This window comes from Fibrella musci (assembly GCF_041321105.1).
Lineage (GTDB): Bacteria > Bacteroidota > Bacteroidia > Cytophagales > Spirosomataceae > Fibrella > Fibrella musci.
The window spans coordinates 188,589-210,083 of the sequence record NZ_JBGGWD010000007.1 but is presented as its reverse complement, the minus strand read 5'-3'; the positions used below and the strand labels follow the sequence as shown (position 1 = coordinate 210,083).

Here is a 21,495-nt window from a genome sequence, read left to right as displayed (position 1 = left end):
CATTTTCTTGCATTTATATCGTAAACTGAATTCATTATGGGTGAATTACAACTATCGCAGGTTGATTTGATGTATCAGGGCGTACTGAGCTTCATGATTAGCGTTAATTACGATAGTAAAATATGCCCCATCTATACGCGAAGCCTTTTTGTCATGATCGCCGAGGCGATATTGACCGCTTCTAAAACCGGATCATTGGATAGCCTGGCATAAATCGCGGTGGATACCTGACTCTTGTGGTTCAGGGCTTTGCCGATGATCGGCAGGCTTGTTCCGCTGATCGCCATGTAGCTGCCCAACGTTCGGCGTAAATCGTGCATCCGAATGTCCTGTACCTGCATCCGGTCACGAACCCGGTCAAACGCTTTTTTGGGGTCTTTCAAATAACCGTCCATCGCCGTGCCCGGAAAGACAAACCGGGAAGGTGTCGTTAAAGCGCGATTGGCAACATCTCTGGCGTTGAGAATCTGCAAAGCGGGTTCCGACAGCAAAACAATGTTGACATCCCGGTTTTTGGTTTGCGTTTCAGCAATCCGCCACCGCTTGACATCGAGGTTGATATCCGTCCATTTCATCGACAGCACGTTTGACTTTCGCGCCCCCGTGTAGAGCAGCAGCTTAAAGAAATCGCGGAACAACGCGTCTTCCTGTTCGACCGCCGCAAAAAACAGGTCCAGTTCGTCAACGCTCAGAAAGCGGTCACGGCTGACGGACTTATACTTACGTAAGCCCGTGCAGGGGTTCGCGCAGTCGAGATAACTCTCCCGAATGCCAAAATTGAAAACCGCGCTCATTACGGCCACCAGCCGGTTTGCTGTGGTGCCGGCACGTTTCTCGCCAATTTTGGTGTGGAAGTTGCGGATGTGAGCCGCCGTGATCCCGTTGGCCTTGCTCTTCCCGAATGCCGGAAAAACATGGCATTCCATCATCTTCCGGTTTGCACGCGGCCCTTTGGTAAACTTCAGCGCGTGATGGGTGTAGTATTTCTCGTAAAGCTCGTTGAAGGTGAGGGCTCGCCGTTCCGCTACACGGTCCTTGTTTGGGTTTTGTCCGAGTGTGATCAACGAGGTCAGCCGCTGGGCCTCGGTACGGGCTTGCTCAATCGTTAGATCAGGAAACCGGCCAATCTTGATGCGTTCCGGTGCGCCTTTTACTTTCCGGTAGAGCAGGAATGTTTTGATGCCCGATGGATAAACGGCCACTTTCAACATCGGCATTTTGGTATCAGATACGCTGTAGCGTTGAGGAGCCACAGGCAGGTTTGTCAACACGTCTTTTCGAAAATGAATACTACGCTCATGCATCGTTAGTGGCTCCTCGCCAGTGCTACCCCAGTGCTACCATAAGGGTTAAAAACAGTATACGTTGGCGGGTGCTGATTGACAAGGACATTGTCGGTGAATCAATGACTAAATAAGATCAGTAATGACCGGTAATTAATCATAATTACGATTGGTAAGGGAGAGGTCGAGAGTTCAATCCTCCTCGGCAGCACCATTTATCAAGCACTTAATTAACAGTCATAGCACTCGTTTTTTCCAGTGCTACCCCAGTGCTACCGCTCGGATTAATCGGAGCGCCTGCGCTTATTTTTCCGACCAATCGTAGCGACAGTTGCCATTTTACCCCGGCGAGATGGATGCCTGGGATTACTCCTCATTAATAGGACGATAATCCTGATGCATCCCTATCCTATTCCTGTATGCTGAATATATTCCTATAGGCGAATCGCCAATAGGCCATGCCCTTACAGCAGGAGGAACCCCATGCAGGACAAGCCCCCCGAACCGCTGCTCGACCGCAAAACCGCTGCCCGTTACCTCAACGTCTCGCCCGGCACACTGGCCGTTTGGGATTGCACCAAACGCTATGACCTGAAGCCCATCAAGGTAGGCCGCGCCGTCCGCTACCGCCGGGCCGATCTCGACCGTTTCCTGGAACGCCACCTCCAGCCCTAACGGGGCTTGCCAGCCCGTCTTATCCGTTCCCCTCTTACCCAGGAGTGTTGTGATGAACATCGATCAGGCCAAACACATCGGACTCGCCGAACTGCTCACCCGGCTCGACATCCATCCCCGCCAGACGCAGGCGAGTCGACTGCTTTACCTCTCGCCCGTCCGTGTGGAGAAAACACCCAGCTTTTACGTCTATCTGAAGACCAACACCTGGCATGATTTCGGCGACGGGCGCGGCGGCGACGCGGTCGATCTGGCTTGTGCCTGGCTGAAGTTTTACAAGCACGATTGTACCCCCGCCGACGGCTTGCGCTGGCTCCGAAATATGCAGGTTGGTTTTGTACCCTATTACCCACTGCCCGCTCTGGCCGCTAGTCGCGATGAACCCGGCCTGACGCTCGTCAAACGCCAGCCGTTGCAACACTTAGCCTTGCGGCATTATCTCGACAAGCGGGGCATCCCCTTCCCGATTGCCAGGGCGCATCTGCAAGAACTGCGCGTGCGCAACCCGCACACCGATAAGGGCTTCTTCGCGCTGGGTTTCGCCAATGAGGAAGGCGGGCACGAACTGCGCAACCCTTTCTTCAAAGGGACGCTGGGGGCCAAAGCCCTGTCCATCGTGCGGGGCACGGACCCCCTCAGCCGCCGCTTCCACGTCTTTGAAGGCATGATGGATTATCTCTCGGCGCTCACCCAGGCGCGATGCCCCGCGCTGAAGGGTGACAGCTACGTGCTCCACTCAGTGACCAATCTGAAACAACTTTACCCGTACATCCACGGCTACGGCTACCGCGTGGGCTATAGCTGGCTGGACAACGATGGGGCCGGGCAGCAGGCCACCGCCGCGTTGCAGGCCTTCTGCCAGACCCAGGCCGATCTGGTCCACAAACCCATGAACCAGGTGTACGCCCCCCATAAGGACCTCAACGCCTGGCACATGCACGTGCTGGGCTTGTCGTTGTAAGCGGAGGCCACGCATGGATCAACTGCATTTACATCATCTCTACAAGGTCAACGAAGTGGAAATCAGCTACCGCAACGCCATTCCCTATCAGGACCGCTTGCAGATCACATCCTCGTCCACTGCCTACGAAATCCTGCGGGCCATGTGGGACGACAACCGCCTGGAATTGGTCAAGCAATTCAAGATTCTCCTGCTCGATCAACGCAACACCTGTCTGGGGGTTTCCACCATCTCAACGGGCGGACGGGCGGCCTGCGTGGTCGATCCCAAGATCATTTTCGCCACCGCCCTCAAAGCCGGCGCATCGGCGCTCATTCTGGCCCACAACCATCCCAGCGGCAATCTGACGCCCAGCCAGCAAGACCGCGACCTGACCCGTGAGCTGAAAGAAGGCGGCAGGCTGCTGGACATCACCGTGCTCGATCACCTGATCGTCACGCCCCGTTCGTACCGGTCGTTTGCCGATGAGGGCCTGATGCCGGGATGAGTGTACGGGTGCAGTGGGTGAAGCGGCAGGCCACGGTGGCTTTCTCGTCGCCGTTCATCCCGGTTGAGGATGGAGAGGGGGATCGTACCCGGTTCGCTTGTTCCACCAACAACAATGTTCCCCGGCCTCGTGGCCTTCCGCCCGGAGCCTTCCTCGCGGGCCAACATTCTTGCCGGTTTACGCGCTGAACGCCGGGTTTTCGCCGTCCCCTAACCCTCACCCGTGGAGAACAGACCATGACGACCAAGACAACGAAACCACGCCATTTACAACACACTAAACCAAGCGATCACAACCATCCCGATACAAACGCGCCGCCAACGGATATCTACGCCCGCATCACGGCTAAGATCATCACCGATCTCGAACAGGGCAACCTGTTCTGGCGCAAGCCCTGGAACGCCGAACACATGGCCGGTCAAGTGTTGCGCCCCCTGCGCTGGAACGACATTCCCTACACTGGGATCAACACGCTGCTGCTGTGGAACGAAGCCGCCACCCAGGGCTACCATTCACCGTACTGGATGACCTTCAAACAGGCGCAGGAACTGAAAGCCACCGTGCGCAAAGGCGAGAAGGGCACCCAGATCGTCTATGCCGATAAAATGGTCAGAGAGGATATCACTGCGACGGGCGAGACCGAGACCAAAGCCATCCCCTTCCTCAAATGTTACACGGTCTTCAACGCTTGTCAGATCGACGGATTGTCGGAGGGCTTTCATCCGCAGGCGACGTCCGCTCAACCCGACGCGCCCGCCCGCGACGCCACGCTGGAGGCGTTTTTCCAGCAGACCAAGGCTGACATCTACACCGGTCGCGAAGCGTCGTACGCCATCTTAACCGATCGGGTGCAGATGCCGCCGTTTGAAAGCTTTGGCCAAGCTAAGGACTACTATGCTGTGCTGGCGCACGAGATTACCCACTGGACCCGTCACCCCTCACGATTAGATCGCGATCTGGGCCGCAAGCGCCACGGCGACGAAGGCTACGCCAAGGAAGAACTCGTCGCTGAACTGGGGGCGTGTTTCTTAGCCGCTGACTTAGGCTTTGAACCCATGCCCGACCAGCACCACGCTGCTTACATCCAGTCCTGGCTGGCAGTTTTGAAAGACGACAAGCGCTTTATTGTCCAGGGGGCTTCCTACGCCCAGAAGGCCGTCGAGTATCTCCATGCCTTGCAGCAGCCGTGAGGCATTTTTCCTGTCTACGAGCGATGGGTCAGTCATCGCTTTGGAGTGGGGTTGGCGTAACATCAGTAAGGCCGTCCCTTTGGTGAGGCCGTTGATAGTAGATGGCAGCCTAAGCCTCCGGTTCGGCGACACGCTAATCCCTCGTTGTGGCCTGTCAGCCAAACGCTCTGACGACTTCGGCCAGAAATAGACAGTACCTATCGATTTATGGCCTACGGGGAGCCATCACCGCCCCGGACGCTTCCATTAGCTTCCATCATCAACAGCACAACCAAAGGAGACTTGCTGATGACCACGCAAAACCAAACCGCCCCCAAAGCCCCGACCCATGGGGTTTACTTCGTCAAAAAACGCGAAGGGACAACTACTCCCGACTGGATCAAAGTGGGTGTGGCGTGGGAACATGGGGACAATGAAGGCTTGAACCTATCGCTTGACAATTTAGGTCAGAACGTGATTCTGACCGTTCGTCGGAATAAACCGAAGGCCGAATAACATCAGCAAGCCGGATGGAACCATCTATCCGGCTTTTCTTTCACCGTTGATAACAGATTAGACTTGCTTTATCTGTGTCCATTTGACAAAGAGGCTTAAGGATAATAGAACGATAAAATAGGTTGCCCGTGTCAATTAAATAATTGTAACTGAGCTGACTGTTTGATAGGTTTAGGAAACGTCGGATGAAATGTACCAATTATTATGAATGGATTTTTTGACTTGTGATGGTTAGATAAAGTAGTTCCGACGAAAAAGTGAAGGTCTTTTGTCTTCGCAAAATCATCAAAGTATTTTTCCTTTACTTTTTGACACGCTTCTTTTTCATCTTCATATTTCCAAAACAAGGCTCCTAATTCCCAATCTTCAATCATCAACTTGCTTTGATTACCTGTCTCATCTTCAAAGACATAGCTAAATTTATACGGTAATTTCTTTACGATTTCTCTTTTTGATTTTCGCTCAACAAAAACATTCAGTTGCTGCATCTGGTCCAGTTTGTCCTTATCCCAGTCGCGATCAACGGCTTCAATTTTAAAATCTAATATTTTGGTTGGTTTAAACACAGCCAGCGAGACATGCTTAGTTGTATCTCTCGCGTCGGCAATCATTGCCGCTAAATCCGTATAGACGTTCTTTAGAGCTATTGCTTTACGCTCCTGCCAATGGTTATCAGTACCGATGTGACCAGCATTCGTTGCAACTACATCAATGGTTACTGGTCGGTAACTCTCAGGCCGAAAGTCTTTCGTGTTTTTCACTAAGTCGATTTCGATCCAATCGTATTTTTTATACTGCTGGGAATAATCTAAATTCCTAAACTGAATGGGATAGATTCGTATCCAGCTTCCATCTTCTAAGAAGCCTGCTGTACAAACCAGTTCATCGTATGTAGTTGAAATCGACGGGTATGTCTTTACTGCAATGAGAACTCTCGTAACAGCCATCTGGTGGAAAGTTAGATATGAACGAGCTCATACTCCCAGTCGGGCAATTTGGTTACCGCATTGGCTATGCGGCTGCGGTGGCATTGAAAATACGAGGCTTCAAAGCAAGTTAATGCAATTCTTTCTCTTTTCTGTAACATAGTAAGTATCTGCTCTATATATTCTGTTTGATTTATTAACTGGTTATTCTCGTAATCCGCGAACAACAAGTTGTAATCCCCTTGTGTTTCTAAGTGCTGCCTTTTCTCTCTGGCTATGCCTAATTGCGGAATATGAATGTATGCGATGCCGAGCGCATCACAGATAAATTTTAACTCTGACTTGGAGAAGCCCACTTTCTGACTTAACGGGTTGCGCCTAACGTCACATAGAGCTTTAACGCCATTGGTTATCAGTCGATTAAAGTAGGTTTCTATAGAAATACCTTCGTACCCAATGGTAAAAAGCTTTGTACCGGATTTGTTTGGAATATATTGTTTTACCCGATCCAGTTCAACAGCCGTCAGAATGGTATCGGCAATTTCACTTCTAATAGCGTAGTAAGGTTCTTGTATATATGTTATCCGTATAAGCTCATTTGTACTACAGGAGTGGTACTTTTTGTACAAGAACTTCAAGTGCTCTTGATCTTCCTTTTTCAAAAGAGCCGCGAATGCCCCTGTCTTTGTCAAACTCCATCGTTTTTCACTTTCACGTATATAGCCATATGTCTTCAAGGCTCGTAAATCGAAGGCTGCTTGAAATGAATAACACCCATACCGGTGCGGTAAGAAATCATATGAAGGCTTGGCTTGATAACGAGTATAAATCAATAGCAGCTTTTGCAAATCGATTTTGTCCAGCTCACCGCCGAACAATTCGACTAAGGCCAATATAACTTTTCTTCTATAGTACATCATATGTGGCTTGTTTCACAAATAAGCAGACGATTCAGATAGTTTGCAAAGCTATGCCATCAATTAGTTTGCCAATCTATGATATAAATAAAATATAGGGTGTTTTAAAATAAACTGCCGATTTCTGCTGGATTGATTTATTTACCATGCTCTAAAAGGCTATGGGTGATGTAATCTGATGCAGGCATAACGCTCCGGTTTCTCCTTCGTTGCTATAGTGAAGTCAATCATATTTAACCTGGATATCCGTCACGAGAATGTCTTCTGAGTTTTCATCCACCAGGTAGCGGGCATTTCCAGCCATAATGGTCTTAGGCTGATGATCTATTAGTAGATCAAATAGCAGGCTTAGTTGGTAGCCTCTCACTGTAACCGTATAAGACCCAAAGCAAAGCAGCAATATGTTAGTGGCATCACTGACCAATAGATCAACTGACACTAAGTAGGCATAGTTGAAAAACGCCTTACGTCCATCTGCCCAGACGAAGCAAATATTGCGTATAAGGCTGTCAGCCTCGTGCAATTGCACCCCAACCGCTGAAACGATGTCACGCGGATCGGTGGCAAGCTCGCTTCTTACAGGCTGGTCAAAATTGCGTTTAAAGTCTTGGAGCATGCGCTGGTCGCTTTTGCTGGATCGACTTTTCGACAGATGCCGGTGTATGTTTTACCGCTGCCTTTGGTTGTCTGGCTCTTGGTGGTGCAGTGCGGATGAGGTGTTCGGTGTTACGTTTGACAGCTCGTTTATGCTTCACCATTTCCAACGCCGAGAGCCTATCTCCCGACTGCGCCGCTTGGGCCAGCAACGCATCTTTGTCGTCCGTATAGATGTACACACCCGTTCTGGCGCGGGAGACCGACACATAAAACTGGTTGCGGTTAGTGGCCGCAAACGTGCTGGCCGGTTGCGCGATGAACACGCTATCGACCGTCTTGCCCTGGGCGGCATGGGAGGTGATGCAATGAGCATGCGCCAGATGCCCGAACCCCTGCGGTAGCACGTAACGCGCCTGGCTGATCTTGTTCCGGGCGGTGATCGTACCGTCCGCATTGACGCGTTCTACATCCAGCATCTGTCCGTTGGTGAGCCGCCTGCCGTTACCGTCCAGCCCGTTGAGTGTAACGCAGATATTATCACCCTGTGAGAGAGCCAGCGTTGCGGCGTCGAACACGTCGAACGGCGCGTTGTCCGTTAAGGGCAGCGGCACGACCGCCCCGCGCTCATCCTGAATCGTAACCCGACCGTCATCGACGGTTACGACCTGCCAGCGTGACCCGCGTCGAATGTTGGGCTGGTATCGATTGAACTGAATGAGCTGGCCGGGTCGGTAGTTGCGGCTGTCCTGTTTTTCTGCAACGGTCAGTTGGGTGTTGATTAGTTGCGGGACGGGGGTTTCGGCTTGGCCGATCCGGCCAGCCGCGCGTAGCCGCTGGCGAATGGCCTGCGTGACCTGTTCGCCCGCGCGATGCGTCGGCGAAATCACCAACGCTGTTTGACCGCGCTTAAGCGTCGCGACATACGCGTCGGCGAGTTGGGCAAACGGGTCAATTGGATCGAGCGTTCTGATCGCGTTCATCCGATCCAGCAACGCAAAACCGGTTTTGACATCGCCGTCGGCTAACGCCAGCACCGCCAGGCGATACGTCCCCTGCCGTTGCCGGTAAATCTGGCTCACCTCGGCGGCCTTGATCCCAGCAATAGTGTTCAGGATGCGCAACGCGTCCCCGCGCAACACGCTGCTATGCTGCCGCGTATCGCCCGACAGGATCAGTCGGGCGTTCTGGGCAATCGTCAGTTGGAGCAGGGCGATCATATCGGCTGTGTTCAACAACCCGGCCTCATCAACCCACAGCACGCCGTTCGAAAGGCTGGCTTGCAGGGCGGGGGAAGCCAGCAGTTGGGCGACGGTCTCTGCGTCGGCAAAGCCTTCCTCACGCAGGACGCCCCGTGCCGCCTGGGCGGTGGGAGCCACCACCATCACGGGGCACCCGGCCTGTTGGATCAATGACACCGCTTCGCGCATCAGCGTAGTCTTACCCGTACCCGCCCGACCCCGGATGATCGACACGCGATCCGGCGTGGTCAGCACGTGGGCGATGGCAGCACCTTGTTCGTCGCCCAGCGTGATAGGTGGAGCGGAGCGATACAGCGGCGGCAAGACGCCTTTGCCCTGCTGGGCCAGCGTTACCATCCGTCGCTCTTCGGCCAGCACCTGTTTGGTCGTGCACAGGTGCTGGCCGTTTTCGGTGATGGTGATGATCCGTTTGTCCGCCAGAAAGGCGTCGGTGGTCTGCTCAACCGTCACGGTCCGATGCCCCAGACTGTGCCGGTAGGCAGTTTCCAATAGCCACCGGTCGTGCACTACCGAGGCGCGCTCGAAGCGCACCGCCAGCGCGTGATCGACGCATTGCTGGGGCGACGGGGCTGGGACAGGCAGAACAGCCGCAAAACGGATAGCCTGCTCGCCTTCGCCCTGATCGGTCATCCCCAGCGCAAAAATCTGGTTGCGCCACGCCTGCTTGAGTTGCGCCATTGTCAACCCTTTTTGTTTTTTGGCGCGGGTTCTAGCCCCCAAGGCGTCTACCTGTTTGGGATCGGTGAGGCCGAGTATCTGGGCGATCCGCCCGATCTCATCCGTTCGCTTGGAAAACAGATCGATTACGGGTTGCGGTACGCCAACGACTTCAAAGGCTGTCTTCATGCGCCGGATGCGATAGCCCAGCTCGATCAGCCTGTCGGAGAAAACCTTGTGGAAGCGGGCCTGGTAATAGGGCATATCACGCTTGATGTCGCGGAACTGCCCCGCCTTGAACTGGCTCTCGACCGCATCCCACGTTACGTTGAATACGAAGCAGTGACTGTGCAGATGCGGGTCAGGCACCGTGCCGCCGACAGGTCGGGCGGTCTGGTGCAGAAAGCTGGCCCACATAAGCTCACCAGTCTGGCGGTTGTTATCCTGACCCTGCTTGCGGACGCGGGTTTGCGCGTCCTCCTCAATGGCCTGCATCGTCTCCCGCACACTCGCCTCGAACGCCTTCAGCAGATGATCGTCATCGGTCAGCGCGTGCAGGATGGAAACGGATTTCGGGCAGTGGAAATTGATGTCATAGCCAACCGTACGCTTGGCGACATTGCGCTGGGTCAGGCTTTGGCCGGTGCGGGGATGGATGTTTTCGCAGAGAGCATCGAAGACGTTTTTTGTAGCAATACCCTCAATCCCCAGACGCACAGCCACCTTGCCACATAACTGGCCCGACAGTTCATGTCCGTCAAGGTAATAATCGGATCGCTGCAACGAGTCAGTGAAATAGCCTTTAGCCTGGCTGGCGGAGGTGCTTTGGATCATCCGTATCATGCAGATGATAATACGACAACCTGACAGCACAGCAGGTCAAGTCCGCAATCTGTTACGGACAGTTAACGTCAGCAAGGAAATTGGCTGATAGACAACCCCATTAAAGAAAACCCCTCAGACATCTTCCCTAAATGCTTCAATGTTTATTATATGTAATACATTTATTAAAAGTAGCAAGGAGAATTGTTCAATAGAACAACTTATTGGCTACTTATCATACTTCTGATGCTATTTATAAAATGTTAGTTAAGCAATTTAGTAACTACTTCTTTTGCAGCATTAAAACGTTCAATAAAATTGCCACTAATCATTGTGAATGATATGTTCCTTTTTTCAAGTTCATGAATAAATATTTCCATCATTTCAGATCTTCGCGTACCAAAATTACGTAGATTGTCAGCAACCCAAGGTACATCAATGTCTAAAAATAAATAAGCGTCATATTTTACTTTTTGCTCTAACTCATAAAGTATAGGAGGAATAAAATTGAAGTAGAGATTTGAATATATCTGGGTGGTAATTAAATCTGTGTCACAAAACAAAATTTTATTAGCTGTAGGTTCACTTAAGAATATCATCTCAGTTTGCATGTGGCCAATACTTATGATATCGTTTAAAGTAAATCTATTAGATGTTATTATACTTCGTGCCATCTCAGGTACAAAATTTGTTCCAAAATCCTCGGCAAGTTTTTCAGCTAAAGTAGTTTTTCCAACACTTTCTGGCCCATATATGCACACTTTTTTAATTGACTGAGAAATCGAATCCATACATTGATGTCATTAAGTATAATTCCTTAAACGTAAAACTTATACATTAAGAATATGTCATTAAATGAAAAAATTTATAAAAATATTGATATATTTTTGAATGCATATATATTAATTGTGTGCAACCAAAAATTTTCATATACAAAAAAATTATCGTACGTTCATACAATAAGGATTATCAATAACAGTTTTGCATTGACGACACTTTAGGCAATAAATTAACAGTTAGCAATTTTTAAAAGCTACTAAATAATTTAAGTTGCTCTCCATCAATATTAGTTTTTAATTCACTCAAACTTATCTTTCTTCTTTTTGCAATTGTTTCAAGAAGTCGATGTATTAAGCAATTATAATGGGGTGCAAGTTCAGGAAAGTGTTTCATATATGTAGCAGAATATCTTAAAGTGAACTCTATATGCTTATTTTCCATTATCCCATCTTTTTTTAAAATTATGTAAGCTAAAGGCTGTATTCTATCTAGAGCTTTAACAAATCTGCTTTCTGGTGAACTAAGTTCAATCGCTTCCATTATTATTTTTTCTTGAAAAGCAAAAGAAATAGGATTCAACTTCTTCTTATATTGACTTAAAGAATCAATTTCTAATTGATCTTTTTCAGTCTTTTTTTGCTCATTGAAAGCATGTGTTTTATTCCCTTTTCCATTTTTTCCTATGGGACTTTGATCACCAGTTATGATCTCAAGCTTATCATGTAAAGTAGCGATCATTAAACACTTGCCAATATCTAAATAAGAAAATTTCGGAGCAAGTAACATCGCAATATCAGCCATATGCCAAGAATGCTCCGCCACACTTTCAGTTCTTGGTACGCTTACATTATTCCTCTTATTGCCAAACATTCGCATAATATACTCATGCTCCAACGTTTCTTCTTCCCAAAATCTTTGCTTGGTAAACCTGAAGATACCACAGAGTTTTGTTGACCAGAGTATATAATCAACATCTTTCTCAACCTCTTTCTCAAAATTAAAGGACTGTTCCATAATTTTGTATCCCGGTTTGTGAAATGCTGTCATATAAGTTTTATCTTAAATGTTTTCTGTGTGAATGTACAATTGTTTTATGAGATTTCAAAATATTTAGTGCTTATTATTTTTTATGATATGTAAAGCCATAACATAAATTTATATTTTTATTATAAATTGCAAGAGAAGAGATTTGAGAATTTATATCCATCATGTATACTTTAATTGTCTGATTTTTCATTATCATGTCTTCAGATGCACTTATAAAGATAAAATAGTTAATGGAAAATATTTTATTGTACGTATTTATCTAAATAGTTCTTTATATAAAAATTAAAGTACTTTAACTTTTATATAAAATACGCAATGTGCTGAATTATTAACACGCTTAGAAGATTTTCATTCTCACAAATAATGTCTACCAAAAACAACCATAATATTATATTTAATTTGAAAGAGACATAGCTCTTGATTTTTTATAGTCACATTCATTCTTTTTTTAGCACTGGATTGATTTTTGTGAACTCTTTCAAATAATTAATCATTTTGTTAACAGTATATTGTACTTTATTTAGATGATTTTTAATAATTAAAGTTTTGCTCTCAGGATAAAATCCTTCTTCTAGATCCGCATAATATTCATTATAATTATAAATAATCTCATTTAGCCTATCTTGTCTTCCACTTTTTGCTATGGTGTGATGCAAGAATTCTACGTTTTCTGGTATTACAACAATTTTGTATGTATTATTCAAAAAGTCCAGTTGACTGATATTTTCTATCCCAAAATCCATCATATAAAAGTCGACAATGTTTTTTGTCGCTACTAAAATATCTTCTCTAAAATATGCATAGTAATTAGAATAGAAATTATTTTCAAAGAGAAGTTTACCTTCGCTGCTTATTTTCTTGAAGTTTTCTATGCTTAATGTGACGTTATTGTGTTCACCTACTCTTGAGTTTCGTGTGGACACTTTATTCAATATCGAAAAACTATATTCTTTTTCTAGAATATCCATAATTGAATTTTTGCCAACACATGAACACCCTATAACAACAAACAGCATAGGAAATTTAATTTAACGAGAACTAATTTTTGAAATTACCTAATACATCTGAAAAATTAATTTCCTTTATTAGATTTGCAACAGCTTGCATAGAAATATTTCGCCAAACATCATCTGCTTTATATGGATTTGCAAGGTCGGAAACGCCTCTGATGACAGCCACAGGGATACCTTTAAATTCCTCTGTAGCGAAGCATACTCCCCCAGACTCCATTTCTACTCCAACTAATTCAGGATCAATTTTTAGTATGTCATTAATCCACTCTTCATCTTTGATAACTGAATCACAGCAGCTTATAGGTTTATAGAAAATATTAGGAATTCTATTATTATAAGGCTTACCTGCAGAAGAGCTAAGTATTTTAAGCGCCCATTTATCTTTCGAAAAATTAGGACTATTCAAATAGTACTCTAATTGTCGAAACACTTTGAAAGGATGTGATCTAAATATTTCGTTCTTATCTCTGTCGCTAGATCTTCCTTCCTTTTTTGTGTTAGACACATCTAATATAAAAGTAGGTATTATAATATCACCTCTATTAACGCCTTTAATTTCAAATCCACCAGCAATTCCTGCAACTATCAATAAATCTGGCAAAGCGTTTTTCCGATCTACAAGATGCTGATAAGTTTTTAAAGCTGCTGATACTCTCCCTATTTGCCTAGGAGAAAAAACTTCGTAATGTATATTTTTTGAAACTTTAGTGTATGTATTGGTTTTTCTATCATGTTTTAGTTTTAATACTTCTTTTAAAACGTCCTCTTCTTCTTTTAGAGCAACGAAGATACTAATTCTAATTTGCTGTTCCATAGGTTTACCTGAGTGTTTTACTGCATAGTCAACGTCTGTAGACTCTTTCTGTCTATACATCTTTTTTAAAGCTTCGTTAACAAAGCCAAGTGTGTCTATTAAAAAAGAAAACGAAATAAATTCTGTTTTTTTCTTTTCTAAATGATTTTTTAATTGATTACTGCTTGATATCAGCTCAGCCAGAAACGATTCTATATATTGATTTTGAGAATTAGCAATGAGATAATAATTATTAATAAATTCATGGTATTCCACATAGTTTCTTCTTATATTAATTATTTCATATGCATTTGCTTCACTTATAAATTGTTTAATTCCTAAAGTTGAAAATAATTTTTTCGTTATTTGATAATCATAGCCTTTATTATCTCTTCTATTAGTTGGTGAAAATGTATACTCTTGGAATATATTATAGAGTGCGACCGCATTAAATTCTTCCATATACACTAGTCCATATTCATAGTTCAACAATTTGTGAATATCAAAAATGTTGAACTTATTACCTCCCAGTTCATTAATAATATCTCCGTGAGTAATCGATAATCCTTTCTCTATTAGCTTTCCAGGTATTTGTTGGAATTGTTTAATCGAAGATACTGAATATTCATTCAAAACGCTCTGCCAATATTTATCTCCATTTTCTAACTGACTTAGAAATCCTAAAGATATATGTTTACCAGTGTTATATTTTTTTTCTACTCTGGCCGTGTATATTTCTTGAATAAATTCTATTGCCTTATCAAAGTTTTCCTTATCATTGAATAGAGAGTAGTTGCCTTTTACCAATCTATATGATTTAAATAATTTTGACAATGTCTCCTCTAAGTTATCAGTTAATTTCATAGGAATAGTGATGTATCCCTCTTCAAAGAATAATTTGGCTTCTTTAACCGTCTTGAATGTAATTGGATCTTCTAAAATGAATGCAAGCGGTAGATAACATGTTTTCTCTGTTAAGAAAACGGAAAAGTTAATCAACTCTTTAAGGAATTTACTTGAAAATACAGGATTATCGTAAATGCCCCATCCTCTTCTTAAGTCTGGATTTAAGAAGTCTAAAAAAATATTATTTTTGCTATTTTTTTCAAAATTCATATGTGGATCGACATCACGTAGAATTATGTCGAAAAAATAAAGAAAATACTGTCTCAATCATTTATAAAGTGTTACTCAGCTTTAAGATTTAATAATAAGGATTTGATTCACTACGAGATAGTAACTCACCCATTTGATAATAAGGTCGTTTACTAAACACTGTTGGCGGGTTGCCACCGAGAAACGCGAACATTTGCTCCGCTGACCCCCGCCGAACTTCATCAGGCGTGACCAATGGTCGCTGGTTGGCATTAGCACTACTGGGACTTCCAAACAGCCAACCTGTCGTCACTACATGGCTCGTTTGCCCTATAGCGGCGCTCACATAGTTAGCGGTGAAGTTATCATTAATGGCGAAGAACTGCCGTACCGCTGTGTTCGCTGTGAATGTTTCCCAGTTATTCCCATACAATCCTTGCAATTGAATCAGCGATTGCAGGATGGGCCAGACAGTCACTTCAAACCCGGCATAGGTACTCAACGCCGTCTCAATTTCAGGCAAATAACCTAACGCGGCGAATTCATCCAAAAGAAAACATACTTTTTTTTTGGGCCTGCGCACGACTGCCCGTAAGGTAGTCGTGACGATAAGTCGCAGCCAGCGAGCATGACTCTGCAACTTGTCTGCGGGAATGATGATGTATAGCGACGTATCACCATCCGATAGGCTGGTTGGGTCGTAGCCGGAGCGGAGCGATTGCTGTAACGCCGGGCTTTTCAAAAAGTCAGTAGCCTGTAATACCGACGAGAGGATGCTGCCAAACGTTTCTTCGCCCGCTTCCATCAGCTTGACGATCTCGTTGCCCGCGTTGCGCACGATCTCGCCATTGACTGGATCATCGTTGAGTCGCATGCGGGCGATCAATTCATCCCAGTCGTCCCCCGCCAGCCGCGCCCACCGCCATAAAGTGGTGAGCGTGCGGTTATCCGGTTCTTGGGTCGTGACGATCTGCATGATCAGGCCCGTCACGATGGAACGAGCCGTATCGGTGAAAAACTTGTTCTTGTCGCCCCGCTCGACGGGCACCAGCATCTCGGCGATCATCTGCGCGTCATCGACGAGGTGAATGCTGCTGGTGTCGGCTAGGATGTCGAGCGGGTTGTAGCTCTGCGCCTCGCCAATATACTCTTCGAGTAGGCCCCACGGGTTGAGGATGACCACGTTCTGGCCGCGCTCGCGCTGGTAGCGGGCCGTGATGGCCGCGTTCTCGCCCTTGGGGTCGATCACCACCCACGAGCCCTGATAGCCACCCAGGCCCAGCAGATTCGGGATGATGAGGTTGGTGCCTTTGCCGCCCCGCGTTCCCGCCACCGTCAGTACGTGACCTTTGTCTTTGAACATGTACCCGCCGCCCACGTACAGGCCCGGTCCCGTCCGGTAGGCGCTTAGTTCTTCGGCGCGGGCAAACCGCGCCGAGCCGAACTTGTTGCCTTCCACCAGCATGTTGTTGATGCCGACCCGCCACCGCCGGTAGAAAGTGAACACCACCAGTGAGAAGAAGATATTGAAGCCGAAAAAGCCCAGGAAGAACCCGCCGCTCATGCCGAAGAATTTGGCGAACTGAAGCACGACGATGAACAACGCGAACAGCAGGAGCCAGATGATCAGGCTCCCCAGCACCATCGCCAAGCGCGTGATCGGCGTCAGGTTGGCGAAGCTCGGCGGGATGCTCAGGCGGCTGGTGAAGCGGTTGTAAGCGCGGATGAAGCCCAGCAACGCCCCGGCTAGCGTGATGGGTGTTAGAAACAACCCCACGATCACCAACACCGCTTTGTTGAACGCGCCGGGTGTGGGTTCGTGCCGGAAGAGAATGTCGATCTCGCGCCGGGTGACGCCGAACCAGCGGCTAAGCAGGGACGGGGTAGGCGCATCGGCCGGTTCAATCGGCTGCATGGGTCGTGAATGGCAAAAAGTGGGATAGTGCCTAAAAATAAAAAAGCGATCCATTGCGCGTCACAAAGGCGGTGCGACTTTACTAAACGGTAGGCCATCGGCACCAACGAACGCCCCACCGGATCGCTCCAGTCCCTACATTCGACCCACAGAACCGGGGTCGCCGCGCGAAGCGTCGCAAGACGTGGTTTGTAGCTACAAAAACTACGTTTTTAGCCGCACACAAACCTTGCTTGTAAGGGAGAAACGCTTTCTCCCTTAACCCTCTTTGCGTTGCCCCATCCCGTTCCCTTGCCCCCCCGCAACTGCCTATGGCCCGACCGCCGAAAGCCGATCCCGACAAGCGCGAACTGACCATCCGGGTGCGGGTGACCGCCGCCGAGAAACAACGCATCTGGCAGCAGGCCCGCGAGAGCGGCCACACGCCCAGCGACTACTTACGCGTCAGGGCGTTGGCCGGCCAGGCCCTGCGCCGGGTGCCCACCCCCGACCGCGCGGCGTTGCTGGTCCTGCTGGCCGAACTGGGCAAGATCGGTAGCAACGTCAACCAGATCGCCCGCGCGCTGAACAGCCCGCACCAGCCCGTCCCGCAGGCGGAGGCCGTCACCGAGGCCATGACGGGCGTGGAGGCGTTGACCGCCCAACTGCTTCACCTGCTGGGCGATGGTCATTCGCGGTAACATCCGGGGCAATGGAGCGCAACTGGCACAGTACCTGCTGGGCGAGGGGGGCAACGAGCGCATTCAGCTTTTGGAAGTAGATGGTCGGGAGGACGCCTCGGAGCACTACCTGCACCAAACGCTGCTGAGCATGTCGCTGACCGCCCAACTGTCGCGTACGGACAAGGGCCTGTACCACGCGCAGATCAACCCGGCCTACAGCGAAGACCGGCGCATGAGCACCGAGGACTGGCAGCGGGCGGCGGACATCTTAGGCCATGAATTAGGCCTCTCCGAGCAGCGGCGGGTCATTGTGCTGCACACGAAAAAAAACCGCACCCACGCCCACGTGGTCTTCGAGCGCTACGATCACCAGACGGGGAAAGTGATCGACAACCGCTTTAGCCGGTTAGCGCAGGACCGCGCCCGCAAGGAGATGGAACGGGTGTTCGAGCATGCCCCCACACCCCACCGTAACCAGCACCGGCCCGAGCTGAAAGACCTGCTCACCACGCTCTGGCAGGAGAACCAAACCGGCCAGGCGTTCATCAACGCCGTTCATGATAACGGCTACCTGCTGGCTCACGGCGTGCCCCGGCATCCGTTTATGGTGGTGGACGAAAATGGGCGCTCGTTCGATTTAGTCCGGCAATTGAAGGGAATACGCATCAAGGAGGTGCGGCAACGGCTGCGCGATCTACCCTTGCTGCCCGAAAAGGAAGCCATCCAGATTATGCGGGAACGGCAGGAGAGTACCAGCAATGCGACGAGTGGACAACGGCCCCAAGTCGATGTCACTACGGACCACTCAGCAACGGAACGTGTAGTCCATCTAGAGGACATGCCCCACCATCAGCCGCAACATGAGCCTCTCAACAGCCGTGAGCAGCGACTGGCGGACTTTATGCACATGGGCCACGAGCAGACCGCTGAACAGGATCGAAATGATAGCCTGGAACAGAAAAAAAGGGTCGCCAGCGCGTTTATCGCGACGAGCGACGAATTGACCGGGCAGCGGGAGGATGAAACAAGAGCGGAGGCCGTCCACCAACCAACCGCGCAGGACGCGAACCTAAGTGAGTCGTCAACCCGACCGCTTGAGACGGATTGTGCCGCGCCGGACGAAACGAAGGAAGGGGATGAACCAACGGCTACTGGCGAGCAGGACATCTTGACAGACGTAGACATAGCGACAGTCAACCGCTACCGACAAACGCTGGCTGATTTTCTGATCGAGCAACATGATCGGCTGTCACCGGGTTATCCTGCCGAGAGCAACACCCAGCGGCAACGCGACAAGGCGCAGCAGTTTTTTGCCAATGAAGACCTAACGACCTCAAAAGCCGTGGACAACGAAGAAGAACGGCAACGACTGATGCAGGAACAAAAAGAAAGCCGGGAGCGCCGTCGCCACCGAGCCAAACGACGAAACCGCTAACCCGTGCATAAGAAAGTTAGCCCTCAGGTACGTGGAATGCCAACGAATAATTGCGTGCTGGGAGCGCTAACAGGGCGAAAAACAGACTTCACTAAAGACGAAAACATTTCTGTGGATTGCTATCAGGCTCAGAATGTTTGCCCTATGTTTGCCCAACAAAAAAAGCTGTTACGATTTTTCGTCGTAACAGCTTGATAATCAACGTAGCGGGGAGCAGGATCGAACTGCCGACCTTAGGGTTATGAATCCTACGCTCTAACCATCTGAGCTACCCCGCCGGAATGTTCTGCAAAAGTACGCTTTTTATTTTTTTCGGTCAACGGCCTGCCCTTGTATTTGGTGTTTTTTTTCCGTTACCTTGCTAAAACCTTACCTGCGCTACCACTAGGCTGGTACCCGTTTTCCAAGTGAAACCGATTGGCTTGCAGGTAACTAGTACGGTTAGATTGATCACGTTTTTTGTTGACTCCCTACCATGGAGAAATTAAAGTTTGTGACCGAGTACGAACTCCGGGCTTCCCCCAAAGTACTCTTCCCCTACATCAGCACTGCCTCGGGGCTGTCGCAATGGTTCGCCGCGAAAGTCAATACCTTACCCGACCATAAATACGATTTCATCTGGGACAACGAGAGCCACCCCGCCCGGCAGACGTCACTGCGCCAGAACAAAAGCGTACGCTTCGAATTCCTGAATACCGGCGAAAATGGCCACGACAGTAATTATGTCGACTTCCGCCTCGATGTGAGCGAACTGACGCAGGCAACGTACCTGCGCATCACCGATTATTCGACCAACCTCGACGAAGACGAATTGCAGGATATGTGGGATGGCCTGCTCGACAAACTGAAAGAAATCGTTGGTTCCTGATTGTTAAAAATAAATAACGAGTTGCCTACCCGTGAACAATGCAGCCTGTAGCGGTCGTTACGTACATAGCCTTCTGTGGGCACACCGCCGCACGAACTGTTCATTTGTGGAGTGAAAAAAATAGATAAGTTAATCCTCAAGTCGTTTTTCGGGCCTTTCTTCCTCACGTTAGCCGTCGTCATCTTTATCTTTCTGATGCGGCTGCTGATGCTGTATATCGATGATTTCGTCTCGAAAGACATTACGCTGGTCACGTTTGGGCGGCTGCTGTACTTCTTTGCCGTACTGACGATCCCGACGGCGCTGCCACTAGCCGTACTGCTGTCGTCGCTGATGACGTTTGGCAACCTGGGTGAGTTCTTTGAACTCACCGCCATGAAAAGTGCGGGCATCTCGCTGACCCGCGCCCTGCGCCCGTTGCTGCTGCTGGCCTTCGTGTTTATGGGGTTCTCCTTCTGGTTCAACAATAAGGTATCGCCCTGGGCTAACCTCAAAGCCTATAGCCTGTTATACGATATCAAGACGGCCAAAGCAACGCTTAATATCAAGGAGGGGATTTTCTATAACGACTTGCCCGGCTACAGCATCAAAGTCGACCGGAAGTATGGCGACTCGCTGACGAATCTGGTCATCTATAAACACAATACGTCGGGCGTTGAAACGGGAAACCGGGAGATTATCCTGGCGAAGTCGGGCCGGATGTATACCGACCCCAGCCGGTCATATCTGGTTTTTGAACTGAACAATGGCAACGATTACCAGGAGTATAACGACGGTCGGTCGGTGACGTATGTGGGTACCGGTACGCCCAAAGCCACTCAATTTTTGCGCAACGGCTTCAAGCACTATAAGCTGGTCATTAGCCTCGAATCATTCGGCCTGCACCGTACCGACGAACAGCAGTTTGAGTACCACCCGTACATGAAAACCCTGTCGGAACTGCGCTCCATTTCTGATTCGCTACAAAAAGACGCTGTTCGGGCTAGTATGGGGGTGGCCGGTTCGTCACGTAACTACTACAACTATCAGTTTAAGGCCGAGGCCGTCGTGCAGGCCAAACGCGTGCTCGATGGGAAGTGGGTCGACAGCCTGCTGGCTAATACGCCGCGCACGTCGAACCCGGCCGAGATTGAAGCGCAGGCCGTTACGCAGGCGCAGAACATGCTTTCCTATGCGCAGTCGAATATTGTCTACCTGAAAGAGAAGGAGAAAAGTTCGTATCAGTACGACCTGGAAAGCCACCACAAGTTCACGCAGGCGATCTCGGTGTTTATCATGTTCCTGATCGGGGCGCCGCTGGGGGCCATTATCCGCAAAGGGGGCTTTGGCCTGCCCGTGCTGGTGTCGATCATTTTCTTTATCGTCCTCTACGTACTGACGCTGCTGGGCGATAAGTTCGCTAAAGACGGTGCCTGGCCCGTACCGATGGGCGCCTGGCTGGCCAACATGGTACTGTTCCCAATTGGCCTTTACCTGCTCCGCCAAGCCCGTATCGACTCGGCCATCTTCGACAAAGATGCCTACGCCGTCGCGTGGGGGAAACTGAAGAAGAGATTCAAAGGGCAAGGGACAACGACCAGCGTGAGCTGACGTCGTAAAAGGCGTTCAATGTACAAGG

Annotated in this window: 19 protein-coding genes and 1 tRNA gene; 9 read left to right on the top strand and 11 right to left on the bottom strand. The window is 48.8% G+C overall.

Annotated elements, in window-relative coordinates; genetic code table 11:
• Positions 1–131: 131 nt before the first annotated feature.
• Positions 132–1,268 carry a tyrosine-type recombinase/integrase gene (locus tag ACAW74_RS22865; protein WP_370700565.1) on the bottom strand — a complete coding sequence of 379 codons (1,137 nt, stop codon included), beginning with the start codon at positions 1,266–1,268 and terminating at the stop codon, positions 132–134.
• Positions 1,269–1,766: 498 nt separating this feature from the next.
• Between ACAW74_RS22865 and ACAW74_RS22860 the strand changes: the two genes are divergently transcribed.
• From ACAW74_RS22860 to ACAW74_RS22840, 5 genes are all read left to right on the top strand, one after another.
• Positions 1,767–1,958 (top strand): helix-turn-helix domain-containing protein, encoded by a 192-nt coding sequence (locus ACAW74_RS22860; protein ID WP_370700564.1) that lies wholly within the window; start codon positions 1,767–1,769, stop codon positions 1,956–1,958.
• A 52-nt stretch (positions 1,959–2,010) separates the two neighbouring features.
• On the top strand, positions 2,011–2,919 hold the full coding sequence (locus tag ACAW74_RS22855; protein ID WP_370700563.1) for a DUF8464 domain-containing protein: 909 nt from the start codon (positions 2,011–2,013) through the stop codon (positions 2,917–2,919).
• A 13-nt stretch (positions 2,920–2,932) separates the two neighbouring features.
• Positions 2,933–3,406: a JAB domain-containing protein gene (locus ACAW74_RS22850; protein ID WP_370700562.1), complete on the top strand. Its 474-nt coding sequence runs from the start codon at positions 2,933–2,935 to the stop codon at positions 3,404–3,406.
• Positions 3,407–3,642: 236 nt separating this feature from the next.
• A complete protein-coding gene (locus tag ACAW74_RS22845) occupies positions 3,643–4,596 on the top strand; it encodes an ArdC family protein (RefSeq protein ID WP_370700561.1) in 954 nt (317 codons plus the stop codon).
• Positions 4,597–4,884: 288 nt separating this feature from the next.
• Complete coding sequence (locus tag ACAW74_RS22840) at positions 4,885–5,091, top strand: hypothetical protein (RefSeq protein WP_370700560.1); 207 nt, start codon at positions 4,885–4,887, stop codon at positions 5,089–5,091.
• Between the two features lie 131 nt (positions 5,092–5,222).
• On the opposite strand, the gene ACAW74_RS22835 is transcribed toward ACAW74_RS22840, so the two are convergent.
• From ACAW74_RS22835 to ACAW74_RS22795, 9 genes are all read right to left on the bottom strand, one after another.
• On the bottom strand, positions 5,223–6,038 hold the full coding sequence (locus tag ACAW74_RS22835) for a DUF8758 domain-containing protein (protein ID WP_370700559.1): 816 nt from the start codon (positions 6,036–6,038) through the stop codon (positions 5,223–5,225).
• Positions 6,039–6,049: 11 nt separating this feature from the next.
• A complete protein-coding gene (locus ACAW74_RS22830; protein ID WP_370700558.1) occupies positions 6,050–6,937 on the bottom strand; it encodes a DUF488 domain-containing protein in 888 nt (295 codons plus the stop codon).
• 220 nt (positions 6,938–7,157) lie between these two features.
• A complete protein-coding gene (locus tag ACAW74_RS22825) occupies positions 7,158–7,550 on the bottom strand; it encodes a hypothetical protein (protein ID WP_370700557.1) in 393 nt (130 codons plus the stop codon).
• Positions 7,534–10,290 carry a MobF family relaxase gene (gene mobF, locus ACAW74_RS22820; RefSeq protein ID WP_370700556.1) on the bottom strand — a complete coding sequence of 919 codons (2,757 nt, stop codon included), beginning with the start codon at positions 10,288–10,290 and terminating at the stop codon, positions 7,534–7,536. Before mobF ends, ACAW74_RS22825 begins: the two co-directional genes overlap by 17 nt.
• Before the next feature lie 242 nt (positions 10,291–10,532).
• A complete protein-coding gene (locus ACAW74_RS22815) occupies positions 10,533–11,060 on the bottom strand; it encodes an AAA family ATPase (RefSeq protein WP_370700555.1) in 528 nt (175 codons plus the stop codon).
• Positions 11,061–11,295: 235 nt separating this feature from the next.
• The gene (locus tag ACAW74_RS22810; protein ID WP_370700554.1) at positions 11,296–12,063 is read right to left on the bottom strand and encodes an HD domain-containing protein; all 768 of its coding nucleotides are present in this window, start codon (positions 12,061–12,063) and stop codon (positions 11,296–11,298) included.
• Positions 12,064–12,533: 470 nt separating this feature from the next.
• Positions 12,534–13,112, bottom strand: a complete 579-nt coding sequence (locus ACAW74_RS22805) for a hypothetical protein (protein ID WP_370700553.1) — start codon at positions 13,110–13,112, stop codon at positions 12,534–12,536.
• A gap of 22 nt (positions 13,113–13,134) precedes the next feature.
• Positions 13,135–15,018 carry a 5'-methylthioadenosine/S-adenosylhomocysteine nucleosidase family protein gene (locus ACAW74_RS22800; RefSeq protein ID WP_370700552.1) on the bottom strand — a complete coding sequence of 628 codons (1,884 nt, stop codon included), beginning with the start codon at positions 15,016–15,018 and terminating at the stop codon, positions 13,135–13,137.
• Between the two features lie 88 nt (positions 15,019–15,106).
• Positions 15,107–16,912, bottom strand: a complete 1,806-nt coding sequence (locus ACAW74_RS22795) for a type IV secretory system conjugative DNA transfer family protein (protein ID WP_370700551.1) — start codon at positions 16,910–16,912, stop codon at positions 15,107–15,109.
• A gap of 311 nt (positions 16,913–17,223) precedes the next feature.
• On the opposite strand from ACAW74_RS22795, the gene ACAW74_RS22790 reads away from it, so the two are divergent.
• Positions 17,224–17,592, top strand: coding sequence for a plasmid mobilization protein (locus ACAW74_RS22790; protein ID WP_370700550.1), 369 nt, complete (start codon positions 17,224–17,226; stop codon positions 17,590–17,592).
• On the top strand, positions 17,576–19,009 hold the full coding sequence (locus tag ACAW74_RS22785; protein WP_370700548.1) for a relaxase/mobilization nuclease domain-containing protein: 1,434 nt from the start codon (positions 17,576–17,578) through the stop codon (positions 19,007–19,009). The genes ACAW74_RS22790 and ACAW74_RS22785 overlap by 17 nt, the downstream gene beginning before the upstream one ends.
• A 204-nt stretch (positions 19,010–19,213) precedes the next feature.
• On the opposite strand, the gene ACAW74_RS22780 is transcribed toward ACAW74_RS22785, so the two are convergent.
• Positions 19,214–19,287: transfer RNA gene (locus tag ACAW74_RS22780), tRNA-Met, on the bottom strand.
• 197 nt (positions 19,288–19,484) lie between these two features.
• Between ACAW74_RS22780 and ACAW74_RS22775 the strand changes: the two genes are divergently transcribed.
• Positions 19,485–19,877, top strand: a complete 393-nt coding sequence (locus tag ACAW74_RS22775) for an START-like domain-containing protein (protein ID WP_015331115.1) — start codon at positions 19,485–19,487, stop codon at positions 19,875–19,877.
• 111 nt (positions 19,878–19,988) lie between these two features.
• Positions 19,989–21,467, top strand: a complete 1,479-nt coding sequence (locus tag ACAW74_RS22770) for an LptF/LptG family permease (RefSeq protein ID WP_370700547.1) — start codon at positions 19,989–19,991, stop codon at positions 21,465–21,467.
• Positions 21,468–21,495: the final 28 nt, after the last annotated feature.

What these genes read in the sequence shown, in the direction of transcription:
- ACAW74_RS22830 (WP_370700558.1), bottom strand. Translation starts at nt 6,937, where the DNA reads ATGATGTACTATAGAAGAAAAGTTATATTGGCCTTAGTCGAATTGTTC.
- ACAW74_RS22850 (WP_370700562.1), top strand. Translation starts at nt 2,933, where the DNA reads ATGGATCAACTGCATTTACATCATCTCTACAAGGTCAACGAAGTGGAA.
- mobF (WP_370700556.1), bottom strand. Translation starts at nt 10,290, where the DNA reads ATGATACGGATGATCCAAAGCACCTCCGCCAGCCAGGCTAAAGGCTAT.
- ACAW74_RS22840 (WP_370700560.1), top strand. Translation starts at nt 4,885, where the DNA reads ATGACCACGCAAAACCAAACCGCCCCCAAAGCCCCGACCCATGGGGTT.
- ACAW74_RS22800 (WP_370700552.1), bottom strand. Translation starts at nt 15,018, where the DNA reads ATGAATTTTGAAAAAAATAGCAAAAATAATATTTTTTTAGACTTCTTA.
- ACAW74_RS22835 (WP_370700559.1), bottom strand. Translation starts at nt 6,038, where the DNA reads ATGGCTGTTACGAGAGTTCTCATTGCAGTAAAGACATACCCGTCGATT.
- ACAW74_RS22825 (WP_370700557.1), bottom strand. Translation starts at nt 7,550, where the DNA reads ATGCTCCAAGACTTTAAACGCAATTTTGACCAGCCTGTAAGAAGCGAG.
- ACAW74_RS22860 (WP_370700564.1), top strand. Translation starts at nt 1,767, where the DNA reads ATGCAGGACAAGCCCCCCGAACCGCTGCTCGACCGCAAAACCGCTGCC.
- ACAW74_RS22845 (WP_370700561.1), top strand. Translation starts at nt 3,643, where the DNA reads ATGACGACCAAGACAACGAAACCACGCCATTTACAACACACTAAACCA.
- ACAW74_RS22785 (WP_370700548.1), top strand. Translation starts at nt 17,576, where the DNA reads ATGGTCATTCGCGGTAACATCCGGGGCAATGGAGCGCAACTGGCACAG.
- ACAW74_RS22810 (WP_370700554.1), bottom strand. Translation starts at nt 12,063, where the DNA reads ATGGAACAGTCCTTTAATTTTGAGAAAGAGGTTGAGAAAGATGTTGAT.
- ACAW74_RS22775 (WP_015331115.1), top strand. Translation starts at nt 19,485, where the DNA reads ATGGAGAAATTAAAGTTTGTGACCGAGTACGAACTCCGGGCTTCCCCC.
- ACAW74_RS22805 (WP_370700553.1), bottom strand. Translation starts at nt 13,112, where the DNA reads ATGCTGTTTGTTGTTATAGGGTGTTCATGTGTTGGCAAAAATTCAATT.
- ACAW74_RS22790 (WP_370700550.1), top strand. Translation starts at nt 17,224, where the DNA reads ATGGCCCGACCGCCGAAAGCCGATCCCGACAAGCGCGAACTGACCATC.
- ACAW74_RS22815 (WP_370700555.1), bottom strand. Translation starts at nt 11,060, where the DNA reads ATGGATTCGATTTCTCAGTCAATTAAAAAAGTGTGCATATATGGGCCA.
- ACAW74_RS22795 (WP_370700551.1), bottom strand. Translation starts at nt 16,912, where the DNA reads ATGCAGCCGATTGAACCGGCCGATGCGCCTACCCCGTCCCTGCTTAGC.
- ACAW74_RS22855 (WP_370700563.1), top strand. Translation starts at nt 2,011, where the DNA reads ATGAACATCGATCAGGCCAAACACATCGGACTCGCCGAACTGCTCACC.